Genomic DNA, 17,379 nt, shown 5'->3' on the forward strand with positions numbered 1-17,379 from the left:
ACTAGCTACACTGATTTTCAATTCATAATTTACAATTTATAATTCACCATTCACAATTTGATTCTACTCTTCTTCTTCAGCAATTTCCTCTGCAATCGTTCTAAAATATCCTTCTAATTCAGATGGATTGCGTGGATGTTGTGTATCCAATTTTTGACGAGTAGAGCTTTCTCTTGATTCAGAAAGGCTATCAGTTACATATTCCAAAATATCAAATGCTTCTTCTGCCATTGCATTTTCCCAGTCTAAAGTAGGGTTTACTTCTACCATTTCCCAAGCACAAACTTTATCATTACTTATCAAAATTGAGTTGAGTTGTTTGGCCTGTTCTACACTAAGTCCATTTTCAACTGGTGTTCCTGTTCCTTCTGATATTTTTGGGTCAAGACTATCGACATCAAAAGAAATATAAATCAAATCACAATGTCCTAAATGCTCCAAAACTTCGCTAGAAATCTGTTCTACCCCTTTTGAATTAACTTCTGAAGTAGGAAAATTACGAATCCCATACTTATTCATCAAAAATTCTTCTTCTTCTTCTACATCTCTAACTGAAACAAAAACAATGTCTTGAGGAAGAACATTTTGTCCGTTTCCTCCAATATGTTTGAGTTTGTTCCACCACTTTACAGTATCTTTATGTGGATCATTCCTACGAGATTCTTTGTTATCTTCTCCTGTAGCAATTGCCAAAGGCATTCCATGAATATTTCCAGAAGGAGTAGTATAAGGTGAGTGTAAATCTGCGTGTGCATCTATCCAAATTACACCTAGTCTTTTGTCAGGATAAGCTAGTTTAATTCCTGCTATCGAACCTGCTGCTGTAGAATGGTCGCCAGCCAAAATCAATGGAAAATAACCATCTTCGATGGCATCTCTTACCGCTTCACAAGTTCTACGTTCTACTTTATAGACCGAATCTACATGTTTTGCATGGTCATAAGGCGTAGATTCAAAAAGAGCATCATTTTCAGTTTCTACCTCTGCAATATCAAAACGAATAAAATAATCGCTTCCTTTATCCAAACAAGCTGTTTTGAGTGCATCCACTCCCATACTTGCCCCTCGTGTTCCTGCTCCTAATTCTGAACGTACTTCAATAAGTTTTATAAAATCCATATAATTTTTGTATTGATAAAATTTGTGTCCTGTATTTATGTGTTATTTTCAAGTTATAATTTGATTTAATTGACAATTGTGTATAAAATAATCAACAATTAAATAAAACGATTCTGAAAGTTTGAAATATAGGAAATTCAAATTCAAAATGCTATTTCCTCAATAAATTTTGAGTATAAATGAAGGCAAAAAGTGCCTATTTTTTTCATTTTGCAAAAGTAATCAAAATCCCCTAAAGAAAACATTTATAAAATCTGATTTTTTAGAAAAAAACCAATTGCATTTTTGCCATAGAAAAAAATAAACTTTCCTTTTATTTCGCTAATCCTTACTTATTTCAAAAATAAAAATGTACCTTTGTGTCTACAAATCCCCTCTATTACTATTTATTCTATTTCTACACAGAATTATTCATAGTTATAAATTACATTCTCAATCCCAAGAATAGTAATTTTTAATTTCATAATTCGCAATTGAATTTCTTTGATGACAAAATCATATTCTAATTTTAGAAACCAAATCAAAACTATACTATTTGGTTTCTCTCTGCTCTTTACATTATTCTTTTTTAGTACATATCTAGCAAATGCACAGGCTTTTCGTACTACTTGGATTGCTGAGGATGGAAGAATTACTATTCTTACAGATCTTCACCCTGGTTTTGTATACGATTATGACATCACTTGGACAAACCTCACTAATACAGGTGTAGGGAATGGTTCTGCTACAGGTCAAACGAACAACTATACTATAGCAGGCTTAGAAAGGGGAAGTACTTATGAAGTAGCTATTACAGGTATTTTCCCTCACTTTCGCATTCATTGGCAATCACAAAGTAAAATTAGGACTATAGAAGAGTGGGGAATTAATGTTTGGAAAAGTATGAGTTCAACATTTAACGGTTGCACTAACCTTACATACAATGCTATTGACACACCAAACCTTTCTCAAGTAAGCCTGTTAGCTGATATGTTTAATAGATGTACTGCTTTTAACGGTAATATTGGAAATTGGAATACTGAAAATGTAACGAGTATGTCTAGTATGTTTGAACGTGCTTCTTCTTTCAACCAAGATATTGGAAATTGGAATACTGAAAGTGTAACGAGTATGTCTAGTATGTTTAAAGGTGCTTCTTCTTTTAACCAAGATATTGGAAATTGGAATACTGAAAGTGTAACGAGTATGACTAGTATGTTTGAAGGTGCTTCTTCTTTCAACCAAGATATTGGAAATTGGAATACTTCTACTGTAATAGGGATGAGTGCTATGTTTCGTTATGCTACATCTTTTAATCAACCAATTGGAAATTGGAATACTCAAAGTGTAATGTATATGTCTAATATGTTTGAAAATGCTTCTTCTTTCAACCAAGATATTGGAAATTGGAATACTCAAAATGTAACGAATATGAGTTATATGTTCCATAATGCTATATCTTTTAATCAACCAATTGGAAATTGGAATACTCAAAGTGTAACAGATATGACTGGAATGTTCTCTGCCGCTACATCTTTTAATCAACCAATTGGAAATTGGAATACTCAAAATGTAACGAATATGGGGTCTATGTTTTATAATCTTCCATCTAATAATGCTACATCTTTTAATCAACCAATTGGAAATTGGAATACTCAAAATGTAACGAGTATGGTAGTCATGTTCTATAATGCTGTATCTTTTGACCAACCAATTGGAAATTGGAATACTCAAAATGTAACAGATATGAGAGGTATGTTTGCAAGTGCTAATTCTTTTAATCAACCTATTGGAAATTGGAATACTCAAAGTGTAACAGATATGAGAGGTATGTTCAATAATGCTACATCTTTTAATCAACCTATTGGAAGTTGGAATATTATTAATGTTAGATTTATGGAAGGTATGCTCTCTAGTTCTGGAATAAATATCCCAAACTATGACTCTACACTAATAGGCTGGGCTACACAGAATATACAGCCAAATGTATCTTTGGGTGCTGATAGTTTAACTTACTGTAGTGGTGCAGCAGCACATAGTATCCTTACTTCTGCTCCTAACAACTGGATTATTACAGGAGACACATTTGGAGGAGCATCAATAAATAACATTACTTTACCACAAAATCAATATGATTTATGCCCAAATACACAAACTACTCTTGAAATGGCAGGTAATGGAGTTGTATCTTGGTATAATTCGCCTACAAGTAATACGCCTATTTATACAGGAAATAATTTTACTACCCCAACTCTAATAGCAGACTCTACTTATTTTTATGCTCAAGATTCAGTTGTAGGTTGTGGAAGTAGCAATCGACTAGAAGTATTAGTTACTACATTGTCAATAGATAATATTACTTTACCTCAAAATCAGTACGGAGCATGTTTGAATGACACTACTGTTTTAGAAGTTACAGGAGGAGGAACGGTTTATTGGTACGATTCGCCTACAAATACAACACCTTTACACATAGGAAATAGTTTTACAACTCCAATTCTTACTCAAGATTCTACTTACTTCTATGCTTTAGATTCTATTGTAGGTTGTAATAATAGCGAGCGATTAGAAATGTTAGTAACTGCCTCTCAATCATTAAGTGCAGTAAGCAAAACTAATTATATTGCTTATTTAGATAGTACAGGACAAGTCAGCGTAGATGCAGCTTTATTAGATAGTGCTAGTTCAGCAGCTTGTGGAGACACAATAGTTTCATACCTTTTTGACGATACAGGTTTAGCTACTCGTACTTTTTCTTGTACTGATTCTATTTACAATGCAATTTTACGAGTTACAGATAATAGTGGAAATACAGAAACTTCTCCTACAATTATCCACGTAAAAGATACTATTCGTCCAGTTGTTGTAACGAGAATACTCCCTATTCTTTTTGATGCTTCTAATCAAGCTACTATTGTAGCTAGAAATTTCCTTACTTCTTTGAATGATAATTGTACAGATTCTACAAATATAGGTGTAGTATTTAATCATACAGGATTAGATAGTTTACGTCTTTATTGTGGAAACAGCTTTACAAGAAACTTTAATTTACGAATCACAGATCAAGCAGGAAATCAAACTATTCAACCTGTAATGATTATTCCTTCGGCTACAAGCTATGACTTTAATGTAAATATTATTTCTGAGCCTATGCGCCCTGCGATAGCTTCTTCAATTACAGTTCTTGCAAATAATTATTCTTGCGCTCCTCAATCAGGGGAAGTAAAAGTTACTTTACCTGCTACTGTAACATATAATTCGGCTTCCATTACTCCAGATAGAATCGTAGGAAATGATTTATTTTGGGATGTAACAGATTTGAGTTATGATAGAAGTTTTTTAGTTAAAGTTTTTGTCACTCCAGATATAAGTTTAAATATTGGCGATGAAGTTTGTTTTACAGGACATATTACACCTGAAACAAATGACCTTGCTCCTTCAAATAATTTAAAATCATATTGCTTTCCAATCATAAACTCCTACGACCCGAATGACAAACAAGTCTATCCACAAGGAATCTGTGATGAGAAATTTACGAAGCGTTCAGATTTGCCATTGACTTATACAATTCGCTTCCAAAATACAGGAAATGCACCTGCTTTGAATGTAAACATTGTAGATTCGTTGAGTAATTTATTGGATAGAAGCTCTTTGAGAGTTGTGGGAAGTAGCCACCCAATGGTTGTAGATACAACAGCAAATAATAATGTTATCAATTTCCGTTTTGATGATATTAATCTTCCTGATAGCACTTCTAGTCCTGCTTTAAGTCAAGGGTATGTTATTTTTGAACTTGATGAAATTGCGACACATACAGATACTTCAAGAATTGAAAACAAATCTTATATTTATTTTGATACGAATGCTCCAATTATCACAAATACAGTCAAAAATACAATTTTGGATGTCTTGCCTTTATGTGATCCTGCTGGTGGTTCAAATCCACCAATTGCAGATTGCCAGTTGCCAACTAATTTGACAGCAGAAGCACTTTCTGCAACAAGAGTAAAATTATCTTGGGCAACTCCAGCAAATTCAAATGCTATCAATTATGAAATTTGGAGAAATAATCAGTTACTAGAAACTATTGTTTCTTCTCAATTATCATTTATTGATTCATTAGTTAGTTCAAGCACACAATATACCTATTCTATAAAAGCTATTTGTGGAAATAATACAGCGACTACTAACTTTGTTCAAGTACGTACCATTCCATCAACGCCAACTTTATTTTCTTTAGAAGCTGCTTGTAAAGGAGAAAGTGGCACAATTGAAGTACGAAGTAGTGGAGCTGTCTATCGTGTTTATACTTCTCAAGATGCTACAACACCACTTTTTGAAACATCTAATGCAACTATTCAAACACCTGCTTTGAATGATACAACTACTTTTTATATTTCGGTTATTATAAATAGCTTAGAAAGTGAACGATTAGAAGTTGTTGTTCCAATAAAAGAAGTTTTTGAGGCAATTGTTGAGCAAGGAAGTTTGTTCGAATCGTGTACCAATACCTTTACACTTTCAGCCAACGAAGTAGAAAATGCTTCTTATCTTTGGTTTAGAGATAATATTCAGGTAGGAAATACAAGAGCATTAGTTGTTTCTTTTGAAGGAAATTATACTGTAAGAATTTCAAAAGAAGGTTGTTTTGCTGTTTCTGAAGCTACAAAAGTGGTTTTTGTAGATGCTCCAACTGCCAAAATCGAACAAGGAAGTGAAGTTACTTTCTGTGGAAATGGAATGCTAAATGCTCAAGATACAAGCTCAAATGTAATATATACTTGGTCTTTAAATGGAACAGATGTAGGAACAGGAACATCAATTTCAGTTTCAGAGTTTGGAAACTACACTTTAACAGCAAGTCAGCCTTCGTGTTTGGATAGCGTGAGTATTGCTGTTACAATTACAGATTTGCCTGTTGTGGTTCTTTCTGCTGATAAAACAGAAATTTGTTCAAATGAAGAAACAACGCTGTCTGTAACAACTGGCACAGGTTTTACTTACAAGTGGTTTAGAAATGATACAGCTATTTCAAATGATTCATCTACTTTAGTTACTTCTGAAATTGGAACTTACAAAGTAGAAATTATAACAGCAGAAGGTTGTCAAGTAGAATCAAATGAAGTAGAAATCACCGAAACACAATCTCCAGATGCAATGATTACGATAAACAAAGAGAATTCTTTTGACAAAACAATTACTGTTTCGTCTTCTGATTCTATTGTTTCAGTAGTTTGGTTTAAAGATGGAACTGAAGTAGCTAGTTTTGCAAATCAAAGAACGATTGAACCAACTGAAAGTGGAAGCTACAAAGCAAAAGTAACTTATATTTCAGGCTGTGAATTTGAAACCGAAGAAAAAGCATTTACTTTCGATATAGAAACTGGAATTGAAGAAGAATCTGCTAAAATATTTACTGTCTATCCAAATCCAAATAATGGTTCGTTTAAAGTAGAATTTGCTACCACAACCAATCAAAAGACAAATCTTGTTTTGGTAGATGCACTAGGTAGAACAATTTACAGTAAGGAAATTTCTAGAAACGAGAAAACTACTACTATTACACTTCCAAAAATAAGTGCAGGTGTTTATGTAGTTCAGATTGTTTCTCAAGGAAAAGTATATACAAAACAACTGATTATTCAATAAAATAATATTTCTTTCTAGTTCAAACATCAAAAAAGCCTTTACGATAATTTGTAGAGGCTTTTTGCTTTTAAAAGAATCAATCTTCAAGTTCCATCTTGATTAGCTTTACCACATTAGTTTTTTGTTTTTCCTCAATTGGTATGCTGGCAGTATTGACAAACAAATCTATCATAATAATAACCAAGAACTCCCCAAACTAAATTGAGTGTCGTAAGCAAATTATTAGTTGAAGTAAAAATAAAGAATACCTGCTTTCGGACGATGAAAAAAACGAAAAAAGTTTACAAGAAGAGTAGCTGTTGGAATAAAATTTCAAATTAGTTTTATCAACATTTTTATAAATATTTTCTCAAACAATTCAGTTTTAATTGGGTTGGTAATTTTATAATTCATTCTATTTTTTTTTGAATTTATTTTTAACATTATTTTTAACCCTAAACTATTTTTTACTTATGGCATTCGAACTTCCTAAGTTGCCTTACGCTTATAACGCTCTTGAACCAAATATCGATGAGCAAACAATGACAATCCACCATACAAAACACCATCAAGGTTATACTGATAAGCTAAATGATGCTATCAAAGGTACAGATATGGAAGGAAAAAGCATTGAAGAAATTATCAAAAATGTGAGTTCTTCTACTAGTAAAGCTGTTCGCAATAACGGTGGTGGATATTACAATCACGATCTTTTTTGGAAAGTTATGTCGCCAAACGGTGGTGGCGAACCTTCTGGAGAGCTTGCAGAAGCAATCAACAAAGCATTTGGTTCTTTTGCAGATTTCAAAACTAAATTTGAAGATGCTGCCAAAACACAGTTTGGTTCAGGTTGGGCTTGGCTTATCGTGAAAGCTGACGGTTCTTTAGCAGTTACAGGAACTCCAAATCAAGATAATCCTTTAATGGAATTAGCTTCTGAAAAAGGAACTCCTATTTTTGGAATTGATGTTTGGGAACATGCTTATTACCTCAAATATCAAAACAAACGTCCTGATTATGTAGGTGCATTTTGGAATGTAGCTAATTGGGATCAGGTAACTGAAAATTATAAAAAAGCTAAATAATTTTTCTTTTATAAAATTGAAAAATAACTAAAAAAGCGTTTTATCTCATTGAGATAGAACGCTTTTTTAGTATATTGGATTGAAGAAAAAAGATAAAACCAAATTTTAAATAACCTTATTTCGTTTTTAGACGTACAAACTACTTTAACAATATACATACGCTTTATTATGTATTTCTTTATTTAAACAAGTTCTTAACCATTTATACCTAACAAATAATTTATTTATGTTCAAAAAATTTGCCTCTGAAGCTCTCGGTCTTAGTGATATTGGAAAAATTATTCCTCCAAAAGATTATGATAAAGTTGAATCTGATGATTATATTTTACACGAAGACAATGAAAAAATATTTTTTCTTATCAAATCCAAACAAGACGAATATTGTTTTACCAATCGTGCCTTGATTCATGTAGATGGAACAAGTGCAATGAGCAAAAAACGAACATTAAAAAGATATGAATATTATAAGTATCCTGTTTCACATGTTTTATTAGAAACAGCAGGAACAATAGATTTAGATGTAGAAATAAAATTTAAGTTGGGCGCAAGAAATAGTGCATCTAGTGCATCTGCTTTTTCAAAACTGGGTTCTTCTTCAGATAGTGGAGGCATTTCTTTTTCTGTTGATGTCGATAAAAATCAGTTAGAACAACTAAAAGATTTGTATAAAGCTCTTTATGAAATGTCGCTTATAGAAAGTAGTAATTATTCAAGTTATAATGGTGCTTATGATACGCTCAATAAAGCTATTCAAGTAGTATCGAACAATAGAAATGATGGAGCAAATCAAGCTGAAGAATTAGAAAAAGTAACTAATTATATTGGTCAGTTTTTGGATGATGCAAAACAAAAATATGTCAGAAAAGACTATTCAGAGATATTTTTGAAATATATTAATAATTAGAATTTAGCTTCAGCAAATTTAAGCTATTCATAAAATACGTTTAAAACTTAGGTTTTAAACGTATTTTTTGTCGAAATTTGTTTTTAATTTTTTCGTGCTTTAAAAAGTACGATACTCACTCTAAAGAGTAGGCTACATGTTGCAAATTCAGAATATTTATAAAAAATTTCCTTTAATGGAAAACTATGCTGTCGATGATATTTCTTTTTCACTCAAAAAAGGCGAAACATTGGCTCTTTTGGGAGAAAGTGGAAGTGGAAAAACAACACTACTTAGAATGATAGCAGGATTAGAAAAACCTTCAAAAGGCTCTATCACTTTGCAAAACAAATTAGTTTTCGATAATAACTCTACTTTTATAAAACCTGAAAAACGAAATGTAGGCTTATTTTTTCAACATTATGCCCTTTTTCCTCACCTTACTGTTTTTGAAAATATTGCTTATGGATTGAGTAGCAAATTATACAACAAATCACAGAAAAAAGAACGAGTAGCTGAAATGCTTGCTTTGGTAGAGCTTCCAAATTATGAAAAACGATTTCCTCATGAGCTTTCTGGAGGACAACAGCAGCGAATAGCTTTAGCTCGTGCGCTTGCTCCCAATCCAGAACTTTTACTTTTAGATGAACCTTTTTCAAATCTTGATGAGCAGCTTAAAGGCGAAGTTCGCCATCAAATCAAAACAATTTTAGAAAAAACACAGACTACAACTATTTTGGTGACTCATGATTTGCAAGATGCTCTTTCACTTGCCAACCAACTTGCTGTGATGCGAAATGGAAAAATTGAACAGTTAGATAATCCTCAAAAGTTATATCAAAATCCGAATACAAGTTATGTAGCAACACTTTTTGGAGAAATTCAAGAAATTTCAAATAATCAGTTACAAAAAATATATACACGTCCAGAATGGATTGAAGTTATTGATAGAAATACGTTAGAAAATAACATTAGTTTAAAAACACAAAAAATTCAAATAGAAGAAATAGAGTTTTATGGGAATAGTTATAAAATAATTGGTAAGAACTTAGAAAATCATATTTTCAAAATTCATACAAATACTTATCAAGAATTTAGAAAAGGTGATTCATTGCAAGTTGAGATAAAAAAGACTTTTTCATTAGATTAGTTATCAAAAGATTTTCGTATTTTGATGTTTACTTTACTACTTACACTACATTTTGCATCTTAAAAATACTATGAAAATTAAATCTTTAGTTTTAGTTTTTTCTATCTCATTTCCTTTATTTATTTTTTCTTGCCTTATTTCATCTTGTCAAACAGCAAAAAAAGCAGAAGATGCAGAGCAAGAAAATACGACCGAAAAATTAGCACAACTATTACAAAAACACAAACAAGATTCTATACAAAATGCCTTTTGTGACTGTTTGGTAGAAGATAGCATAAGCAGAGAAGAACAACTAAAAAATATTGATAATTTTCTATCTCAAAAAGTAGATATAAATTTTCCTTGTGCTTTCGAAGAAGAAGTAAATTCTAATGTAGCAGAAACAGCCCTTATAAATATGGGGGTAGCTATAAGTAATCGTATTTTGCGTACAAAATTTAGAAAAAGACAGACAAAGACAAATACAATTCTTAAAAGTTATCCTATTTTAATGCTTTTTAATGAAGATACAAGTATGATTGCGCAGCTTGTTAGTCGTGGTGCAAACTTAGATATAAAAACAAAAGATATTGTTTCGCTTCCAGAATATTATATCAGTCAGAATGAGTTACAAAACCTGCAGTTTTGTTTAGATTTGGGAGCAAAAGCAGAAGAAATGAGGATTTTTACAAGTAATGAAAAAATGATAGAAATTTTGATAGAAAAAGGAGCAAAGACTGAAAATATAGACAAAATCACCTTATTTGAAAGCGACAATTATAAAAAGGTAGCAGAAAAGTATAAAATTGACTTGAGTAAAGTCACTTGTATAGAATTCAATCAAATAATACAAATAAAAAAATTCAGTAAAATTAATTTTGAACGCACAGAATGGCTCTTAGCAAATGGAGTTTCTTCTTCTTGTATAAATAGTTATTTTTTAGAAAATGTAATTGATGAAAATTTTGATGGTAGAATTTTTAGTACAAGAACCAAGAGAAAACCAAATCAGCATACAAGAAAAGAATGGATAGAAATGTTAGGTAAATATGATGTAAACTGGAATCAATGCACTTCTTTTGGAAAAAATCCTTTAATACTTGCTGTGGAAAAACACGATAAAGAACTCATACAAATGCTTCTAAATCAAAGTGCAGATATAAATTTTGCTTGTAATTTTGCAGGACAAAAGAAAACAGCTAAAGATATTTTAGAAAAAGAAATAAAATATGCAGAGGAAAACGAACTGCGTAAAAAAGAAAGAAAACAAGAAAATTACAGCAAAAAAGAAGCAAACAAACATGCTGATTATATGAAAAAGCTAGATGAAATTAAAGTATTATTAGAACAAAAATAATTTCATAAAAACCTTATAATAAATCTCTAAAAAATCCATTCAATGGTTCAATATCTTTTGTTTCTCGTTTCAGATTACTGGCATAAATTCCACATTCTGAAATTTGAGCTTCGATAAAAGAATGAATAAAAGCAGGAACTTCTATTCTGTCTCCTTCTTTTGCAATTAGTTTGTCTTCCCAAAGATTTTCGATAGCATCTTTGACAGATTTTTCTTCTTTTGTTTGCAGATTATTTACTAAATATTTGAACTCCATGGGAGCAGCTTCATTTCTTGTTTTGATGTAATAAGCAGCCAAAACAGGACGCAAAATATAGAAATATTTTTTAATAGAAATTTGATTTTCTTCTATCTTTGAAATCATTCCTTTTGCAATTCCGAGATAATGAAAAATAAGTGTTTTGGCAGAAAAGTAGTCTTTTGAAAGTTGCCAAAGTCTATTTCTAAATGCTTCACTTTCTTTGCTTTGTCTGTAAATAATTGGTGATTGTAACCATTCAAAAGGAGTTGCATTTGATTTTACCAAAAGAGATAAGGCTTTTTTGATGTCCCAAGCAGATAAATCTACATCTTTATCAAAAAACTTATCAATAGAATCTAAAGGAGAATTGACAGATAAATACTTTTCTTTTTGGTGGACAAACAAAAAACGAACATCATAATCACTATCGGGCGAACCAAATCCCCACGCACGACTGCCACTCTCACAGGCATACAAAATTTTAATATTATTTTCTGTTTCTACCTTTTTCAGACATTTTTCAATATAAACTTGAATGTCTTTTGGAATAGAATTTTCTAAATTGGTTTGCATGGAAATTAGTTTTTAAATAGAGAATCTTCAAAATCTTTTTAGGGCAAATACACAAAATTCATTGCTAACTTTCTAAGATACTCTACATCATAAATAGTGATTAGTTATTAATGAAAAAGCATTACTTTTACATTAAATTACTTGTACCTACAAAGATAATAGAATAACTTTAGAAGTTAGATTTCAAAAATTAGAAATAACCTATTATTTTTGTTGAAATTTTCTTAATTCTTTTTTTCCAAATTATGATAGCTCAAACATTAGAAACACCCTATTATGCTGTTATTTTTACATCTATTTTGAATGATAAAATAGACAAAAATGAATATTCCAGAACAGCTATTCGAATGGTAGAACTAGCAAAAGAACAGGAAGGTTTTTTGGGAGTTGAGTCTGCTAGAGAGGAAATTGGAATAACAGTTTCGTATTGGAAAGATTTGGAATCGATAAAGAAATGGAAATTTCAATCTGAACATACTTTGGCTAGAGAAAAAGGGCGCACAGAATTTTATAAAGCCTTTAAAACTAGAATTGCAAAAGTAGAACGAGATTATGATTTTTTTATCTAATTTTTTTTTGCTTTGCTATATTAAGCTCTAAACAAAGGCAAGAAAGTTATAAACTTATAATTGTAGAACAGTTTCTAATATCTCAGTGTTAGGGCATGATAATTAATTTCACTTCCTAATTGATTAATGCTTAAATTTACCTCATGGAAAAAGAAATGGAGAGTAAGAATAATAAGACGAATAAACAAAAAGCAAACTGGATAGAAAAACTCAAAACTCGTTGGCAAGTAAATTCAGCTTGGCAGGTTTTTGTTATTCTGATTGTTTTTGCTCTAACAGGTTTTACGGTTATGTATGGCAAACGCTGGTTTTTTGGAATCATTGGTTTTGATGAAACAACACCTTGGTATATCAAAACTATTGTTTGGATTATTCTTATTTTACCTATTTATCAAATTGTACTCCTTTTTTACGGTGCAATTTTTGGACAATTTAATTTCTTTTGGAACTTCGTAAAACGTACTTTTGGTAGAATTTTCTTTTTTCTAAAAAAATAGTTAAGAATCAAATACTAAGGCAAAAAAACACAATAAACCAGTTATGCAACGCAAAAAATTAGATTTAGCACTACAAGGTGGAGGTTCTCATGGAGCTTACACATGGGGAATTTTAGAACGCCTTTTAGAAGACCGAAGAATAATTATTGATGGAATTTGTGGAACTTCAGCAGGAGCTATGAATGCAGTCATTACAGCAGCAGGATTACAAAAAGGAGGACGTTTGGGAGCTATTGCTCATCTAAATGACTTTTGGAGAAGAGTAGCACACCTTCAAAATTTTGGAATGATAAAACCAAGTGGTTTTGATAAACTTTTTAATAGTGGAATGTTAAAGTTATCTCCCATCTATAATATGATGGAAATGTTTATGATGCAGTATTCTCCTTATGAGTTTAATCCACTAAACATCAATCCATTGCGTTATATTTTGGCTGATATGGTAGATTTTGAAAAACTCAAAAATACACGTTACAATAAGCTATTTATTTGTGCGACCAACGTAAGAACAAGTCAAGCAAAGGTTTTTGATAATGAAACAATGTCTTTAGATGCTGTTTTGGCTTCTGCGTGTTTGCCTTTTCTTTTTCAAGCTGTTGAAATTGATGGAGAAGCCTACTGGGATGGTGGTTATATGGGAAATCCCCCTCTTTATCCACTTATTGATAATACTCGTACTTCAGATATTATGATTGTACAAATAAATCCAATTCGAATTCCACATGTTCCAAAAACAGTAGAAGAAATTAGAGATAGAATCAACGAAATTGCCTTTAACTCTAGCTTAATACACGATATTCGTCAGATAAATTTAGTCCGAAAAATGCTAGACCGAGGAATAAATATTGATGGAAAATTTAGAGATTTATTTATTCATAATATTGCTCCAGAGCGTTTGATGGCAAAATTGAGTTCAAAGACAAAAATGAATGCAGAACTTAGCTTTCTATTAAAACTCAAAAAATACGGAAAAGCTGCTGCCGACCGTTGGCTAAGAGAAAATTTTGATAAAATAGGAAATGAATCTACTTGTGATATTGAAGAAGTATTTTTGAGTAAAACAAAAATCCCTATTGCACAACATGATGTAGCAATAGATTTAGATGATACAATTTAGTAAAATCCAAAATCTAACTATTCTTTTTGAGACAAGAGTTGGATAAATCCCATGTAACTTTTACATATCATTTTTAGAAATAATACTTGGATCTATAATAAAAAAGTCAATACATTCTTGTCCATTGAAATCTACTTTTTGAGCATATTCCCACACTGTTTTTATTTTTTTACTTTTTGTAACAACCCTGAAAGTAGCCGAATAATTATTTCCTGTTGCTAGTTTTTCTTTTGTAACTTGAGCAAGTTTTGGCAGGTCGTCTTTATGGATAAATCCACCAAAACCATTCTTTTTGATAAAATTAGCATCGTAACCAATTAAGTCTTCACCATATTCATTGACATAGACAATTTCTAATTTTCCACCCAATGTAGCACGTCCTACTAATGCAGGTACTTCATCAAGAATACTCAGTAAGGATTCTAAGAATTTTTCTCTTTTTTCTAATTGATCTTGATGGTTTTTTAAGTCGTTTATATTTTGTTGGATTAATTTTTCTTGCTCTTTTTGGGTTGTAATATCATCACTGACAGCTGTAATTTTGGTTACATTGCCATCTTGGTCTTTGATAGGAATATAAAATGTTTTGAGAAAAATAATTGATTTGTTTTTGGCTTTCAGTTTTACAATTCGTTCAGTATATTCTCCTTCTACAGTTTCTTTCCAAAGATGTTCGAAGGTTTCATTCCCCTCTAATTCCTCAAAATCAGAATAACTATGCCCCATGACTTCATCCTCATGATACCCTGTGATTTCTTCAAATAAATTATTAACTGTCAGAATATTTCCTTCTTTATCAAAATCGACAATGATATTAAAATCATTGATAAACTCATGAAAATCTTTAAACTCTCTTGTTTTGTAATCCAGTTCTTCCTGTGCTGTCTGCAAATATTCCATGCTAATACGCATTTCTTCTTCTTGCGCTGTCATTTGTTCTAACAAGTTTTCCAATTCAATTTGCTGATTTTTGGATTCAGTAACATCATAACTCAATTTAGTTACTTTTTGAAGCTCATTTTTTGAATTAAGAGTTGGTGTATAACTTCCTCGTACCCAAACTGTTTTTCCTGTATTGTATTTTCTTTCAAAAGTTCCCTCTACAGTTTTTCCTTCTCTCAACTGTTGCCAAAGATTTAAGTAGTCTTCTTTTAAAGCTGTTTGTTTTTCTACTAAGTCAGAGTGATGTTTTCCTATCAGATCTTCTTTGTCTTCATACCCCATAATCTGCAAGAAATTATTATTTACTTGAAGTATTTTGCCTGTATTATCCATTTCTAACATAGCTACCGAATTATCAATTGCTCTTAATTGCTCCTGACTCTGACGACTTGCAGAGGTTGCTTTTTCTCTAGCTTCTTCAGTTTCTTTAAGCAATCTCTTTAACCTAGCATCTTGCTTCATCTGACGTGTAATATTATGTCCGATGGCAATATATTTATAAATTTTCTTATTTTTATCTCGTACAGGAGCAATAGTTAGGTCAATCCAAGAGTGGCTTTTATCTGGGCGTTTAGTCTTGAATACTAAATGTCCTATTTCACCAAGTTGTACTTGCGCCCATACTCTCTCCCACGATTGCAAATGCTCTTGTTCATCTATTAATGTTGATAATTTCAGTCCATCTAAATCATCTTCATATCTACGAATTGCATCAGTAACACGCTCATTAGCAGAAATAATACGTCCCTTACTATCAAGTTGAATAAGTAAAGCAGAAAGATTTAGAGCTTCCAACTGTGCCGTGACTTCGTTTTTGATATACTCTGTTTCACGCATTTGCTTGGCAAGTTCTTCCTGCGTGCTAGTTAGTTCTTCTACATTCTGACGCATCTCTTCCTCTTGAGAAGCAATTTGCTCTGCATTTTCTTGAGATTCTTCTAATAAACGTTTGTTTTCTTCCTGTGAACGAAGGGCAATCATAGTGGCTGCAATACGACTAGAAATTTCTTCTAAAAAACTACGTTCATGTGGAGAGAGAGGACGCAAAAGGGCAATTTCCAAAACACCCACCAAATCTTCACGCAGTTGCAAAGGCAAAAGCATAAGACCCTGTGGGGGAGCTTCACCAATAGCTGATTTTATTTTAAAAAAATGAGGAGGAGGATTTTTGAGATAAATTGGATTTTGAGATTGGGCTACCTGTCCTACCAAACCATCTCCAATTAATATTTTTTGATTTAATTTTTCAACATCATCGTAGGCATAAGCTGCTGTTGCCTTTAAATAAGGTTCATGCTTATAAGAATCTTTGTGCAAAGAATAAAAAATACCTTGATGCGCTCCCAAATAAGAAACAACTTTATTGAGAACTTGCTGTGAGAGTATACTAAGTGATTCACTAGAAACCAAAATATCACTAATCTGTGCTACTCCATCACTTCGCCATTTATTTAATCTTTCATTTTCTACAAATGTAGTTAAGCTATTTCTCATATTTAAAAGAGCTTCTCCCATTACATCATTTTCAGCAGGTTGAAAGTCTGAATTAAGTTCGCCTTCTGCAATCTGATTTGCAAATTCTAAATTACCTGAAAAATTGAGTTGTTCGTTGAGATAAATCTTGTTTCGTGCATCTTGGTCAGTTTGTTTTTTAAGATAACCTGCAAAAAATACAGCTATGGCAAGTTCTGCACCACCTAAAAGAGAACCAAAAAAAGCAACTTGAGAATCTAAATTTTCTATGTTTAAAAAATAATTTTTAATTCCTTCTTGTCCAAAGGCACTATACAGCACAAAGCAAATAATATTATAAGCTCCAATTATGGAAGCATAAAAAACTAGAATACGCCAATTTTGATAAAATACTAAAACAGTTAGGGTAATAAAAAACACAAAATGAATATAGAAAGCTCCATGTAACTGTATCAAATATAAAACTCCCATAAGTGCCAAAACAGCCGTCAAGACATAACGAGAATCTTGAGGCATTACAAAACGTTTAATCAAATGATAGCTCAAAAAAGCTCCTGCACTAGGCAAAAACCAATATACTTGTACAAATTCATCGTAAAAAACAGCCAATACACCACTAAAGCCCATATAAATAAGTAAAAAACGTTCCATTACAGAATCAATATAATGGAAGGCTTCCTCTTCATAGGCTTCTAAGAGTGCATCATCTGGAACAAAATTTTCGACGTTGATATATTGCTTCATTTTATATTTTTACTATTTCTTTTTGTATGTGTAGTTTAATACA

At 31.6% G+C, this 17,379-nt stretch carries 11 protein-coding genes; 8 read left to right on the forward strand and 3 right to left on the reverse strand.

Annotated elements, in window-relative coordinates; genetic code table 11:
• Positions 1-63: 63 nt before the first annotated feature.
• Positions 64-1,119 (reverse strand): arginase, encoded by a 1,056-nt coding sequence (rocF, locus tag V9L04_RS19865; RefSeq protein ID WP_338791680.1) that lies wholly within the window; start codon positions 1,117-1,119, stop codon positions 64-66.
• Between the two features lie 486 nt (positions 1,120-1,605).
• Between rocF and V9L04_RS19870 the strand changes: the two genes are divergently transcribed.
• From V9L04_RS19870 to V9L04_RS19890, 5 genes are all read left to right on the forward strand, one after another.
• Entirely contained in the window at positions 1,606-6,747 is a 5,142-nt protein-coding gene (locus V9L04_RS19870) for a BspA family leucine-rich repeat surface protein (RefSeq protein WP_338791681.1), read from the forward strand.
• A gap of 452 nt (positions 6,748-7,199) precedes the next feature.
• Positions 7,200-7,811 carry a superoxide dismutase gene (locus V9L04_RS19875; protein ID WP_338791682.1) on the forward strand — a complete coding sequence of 204 codons (612 nt, stop codon included), beginning with the start codon at positions 7,200-7,202 and terminating at the stop codon, positions 7,809-7,811.
• A 226-nt stretch (positions 7,812-8,037) separates the two neighbouring features.
• Positions 8,038-8,715, forward strand: a complete 678-nt coding sequence (locus tag V9L04_RS19880) for a PH domain-containing protein (protein WP_338791683.1) — start codon at positions 8,038-8,040, stop codon at positions 8,713-8,715.
• Positions 8,716-8,890: 175 nt separating this feature from the next.
• Positions 8,891-9,844, forward strand: a complete 954-nt coding sequence (locus tag V9L04_RS19885) for an ABC transporter ATP-binding protein (protein ID WP_338791684.1) — start codon at positions 8,891-8,893, stop codon at positions 9,842-9,844.
• Between the two features lie 70 nt (positions 9,845-9,914).
• Positions 9,915-11,180, forward strand: coding sequence for a hypothetical protein (locus V9L04_RS19890; RefSeq protein ID WP_338791685.1), 1,266 nt, complete (start codon positions 9,915-9,917; stop codon positions 11,178-11,180).
• Between the two features lie 13 nt (positions 11,181-11,193).
• Here the strand turns inward: V9L04_RS19890 and V9L04_RS19895 are convergent, their stop codons facing one another.
• Positions 11,194-11,994 (reverse strand): nucleotidyltransferase domain-containing protein, encoded by an 801-nt coding sequence (locus V9L04_RS19895; protein WP_338791686.1) that lies wholly within the window; start codon positions 11,992-11,994, stop codon positions 11,194-11,196.
• A gap of 245 nt (positions 11,995-12,239) precedes the next feature.
• Here V9L04_RS19895 and V9L04_RS19900 point away from each other — a divergent pair, with 245 nt between their 5' ends.
• From V9L04_RS19900 to V9L04_RS19910, 3 genes are all read left to right on the forward strand, one after another.
• Positions 12,240-12,563, forward strand: a complete 324-nt coding sequence (locus V9L04_RS19900) for an antibiotic biosynthesis monooxygenase (RefSeq protein WP_338791687.1) — start codon at positions 12,240-12,242, stop codon at positions 12,561-12,563.
• A 143-nt stretch (positions 12,564-12,706) separates the two neighbouring features.
• On the forward strand, positions 12,707-13,060 hold the full coding sequence (locus tag V9L04_RS19905) for a DUF6787 family protein (protein WP_338791688.1): 354 nt from the start codon (positions 12,707-12,709) through the stop codon (positions 13,058-13,060).
• Between the two features lie 43 nt (positions 13,061-13,103).
• Positions 13,104-14,177: a patatin-like phospholipase family protein gene (locus tag V9L04_RS19910; RefSeq protein WP_338791689.1), complete on the forward strand. Its 1,074-nt coding sequence runs from the start codon at positions 13,104-13,106 to the stop codon at positions 14,175-14,177.
• Positions 14,178-14,237: 60 nt separating this feature from the next.
• Here the strand turns inward: V9L04_RS19910 and V9L04_RS19915 are convergent, their stop codons facing one another.
• Positions 14,238-17,336: a PAS domain S-box protein gene (locus V9L04_RS19915; RefSeq protein WP_338791690.1), complete on the reverse strand. Its 3,099-nt coding sequence runs from the start codon at positions 17,334-17,336 to the stop codon at positions 14,238-14,240.
• Positions 17,337-17,379 lie beyond the last annotated feature (43 nt).

Source organism: Bernardetia sp. MNP-M8, assembly GCF_037126285.1.
Lineage (GTDB): Bacteria > Bacteroidota > Bacteroidia > Cytophagales > Bernardetiaceae > Bernardetia.

Excerpts from the sequence above, each read along its gene's own strand:
- V9L04_RS19895 (WP_338791686.1), bottom strand. The coding sequence starts at position 11,994 with ATGCAAACCAATTTAGAAAATTCTATTCCAAAAGACATTCAAGTTTAT.
- V9L04_RS19885 (WP_338791684.1), top strand. The coding sequence starts at position 8,891 with ATGGAAAACTATGCTGTCGATGATATTTCTTTTTCACTCAAAAAAGGC.
- V9L04_RS19880 (WP_338791683.1), top strand. The coding sequence starts at position 8,038 with ATGTTCAAAAAATTTGCCTCTGAAGCTCTCGGTCTTAGTGATATTGGA.
- V9L04_RS19870 (WP_338791681.1), top strand. The coding sequence starts at position 1,606 with ATGACAAAATCATATTCTAATTTTAGAAACCAAATCAAAACTATACTA.
- V9L04_RS19890 (WP_338791685.1), top strand. The coding sequence starts at position 9,915 with ATGAAAATTAAATCTTTAGTTTTAGTTTTTTCTATCTCATTTCCTTTA.
- rocF (WP_338791680.1), bottom strand. The coding sequence starts at position 1,119 with ATGGATTTTATAAAACTTATTGAAGTACGTTCAGAATTAGGAGCAGGA.
- V9L04_RS19910 (WP_338791689.1), top strand. The coding sequence starts at position 13,104 with ATGCAACGCAAAAAATTAGATTTAGCACTACAAGGTGGAGGTTCTCAT.
- V9L04_RS19915 (WP_338791690.1), bottom strand. The coding sequence starts at position 17,336 with ATGAAGCAATATATCAACGTCGAAAATTTTGTTCCAGATGATGCACTC.
- V9L04_RS19875 (WP_338791682.1), top strand. The coding sequence starts at position 7,200 with ATGGCATTCGAACTTCCTAAGTTGCCTTACGCTTATAACGCTCTTGAA.
- V9L04_RS19900 (WP_338791687.1), top strand. The coding sequence starts at position 12,240 with ATGATAGCTCAAACATTAGAAACACCCTATTATGCTGTTATTTTTACA.
- V9L04_RS19905 (WP_338791688.1), top strand. The coding sequence starts at position 12,707 with ATGGAAAAAGAAATGGAGAGTAAGAATAATAAGACGAATAAACAAAAA.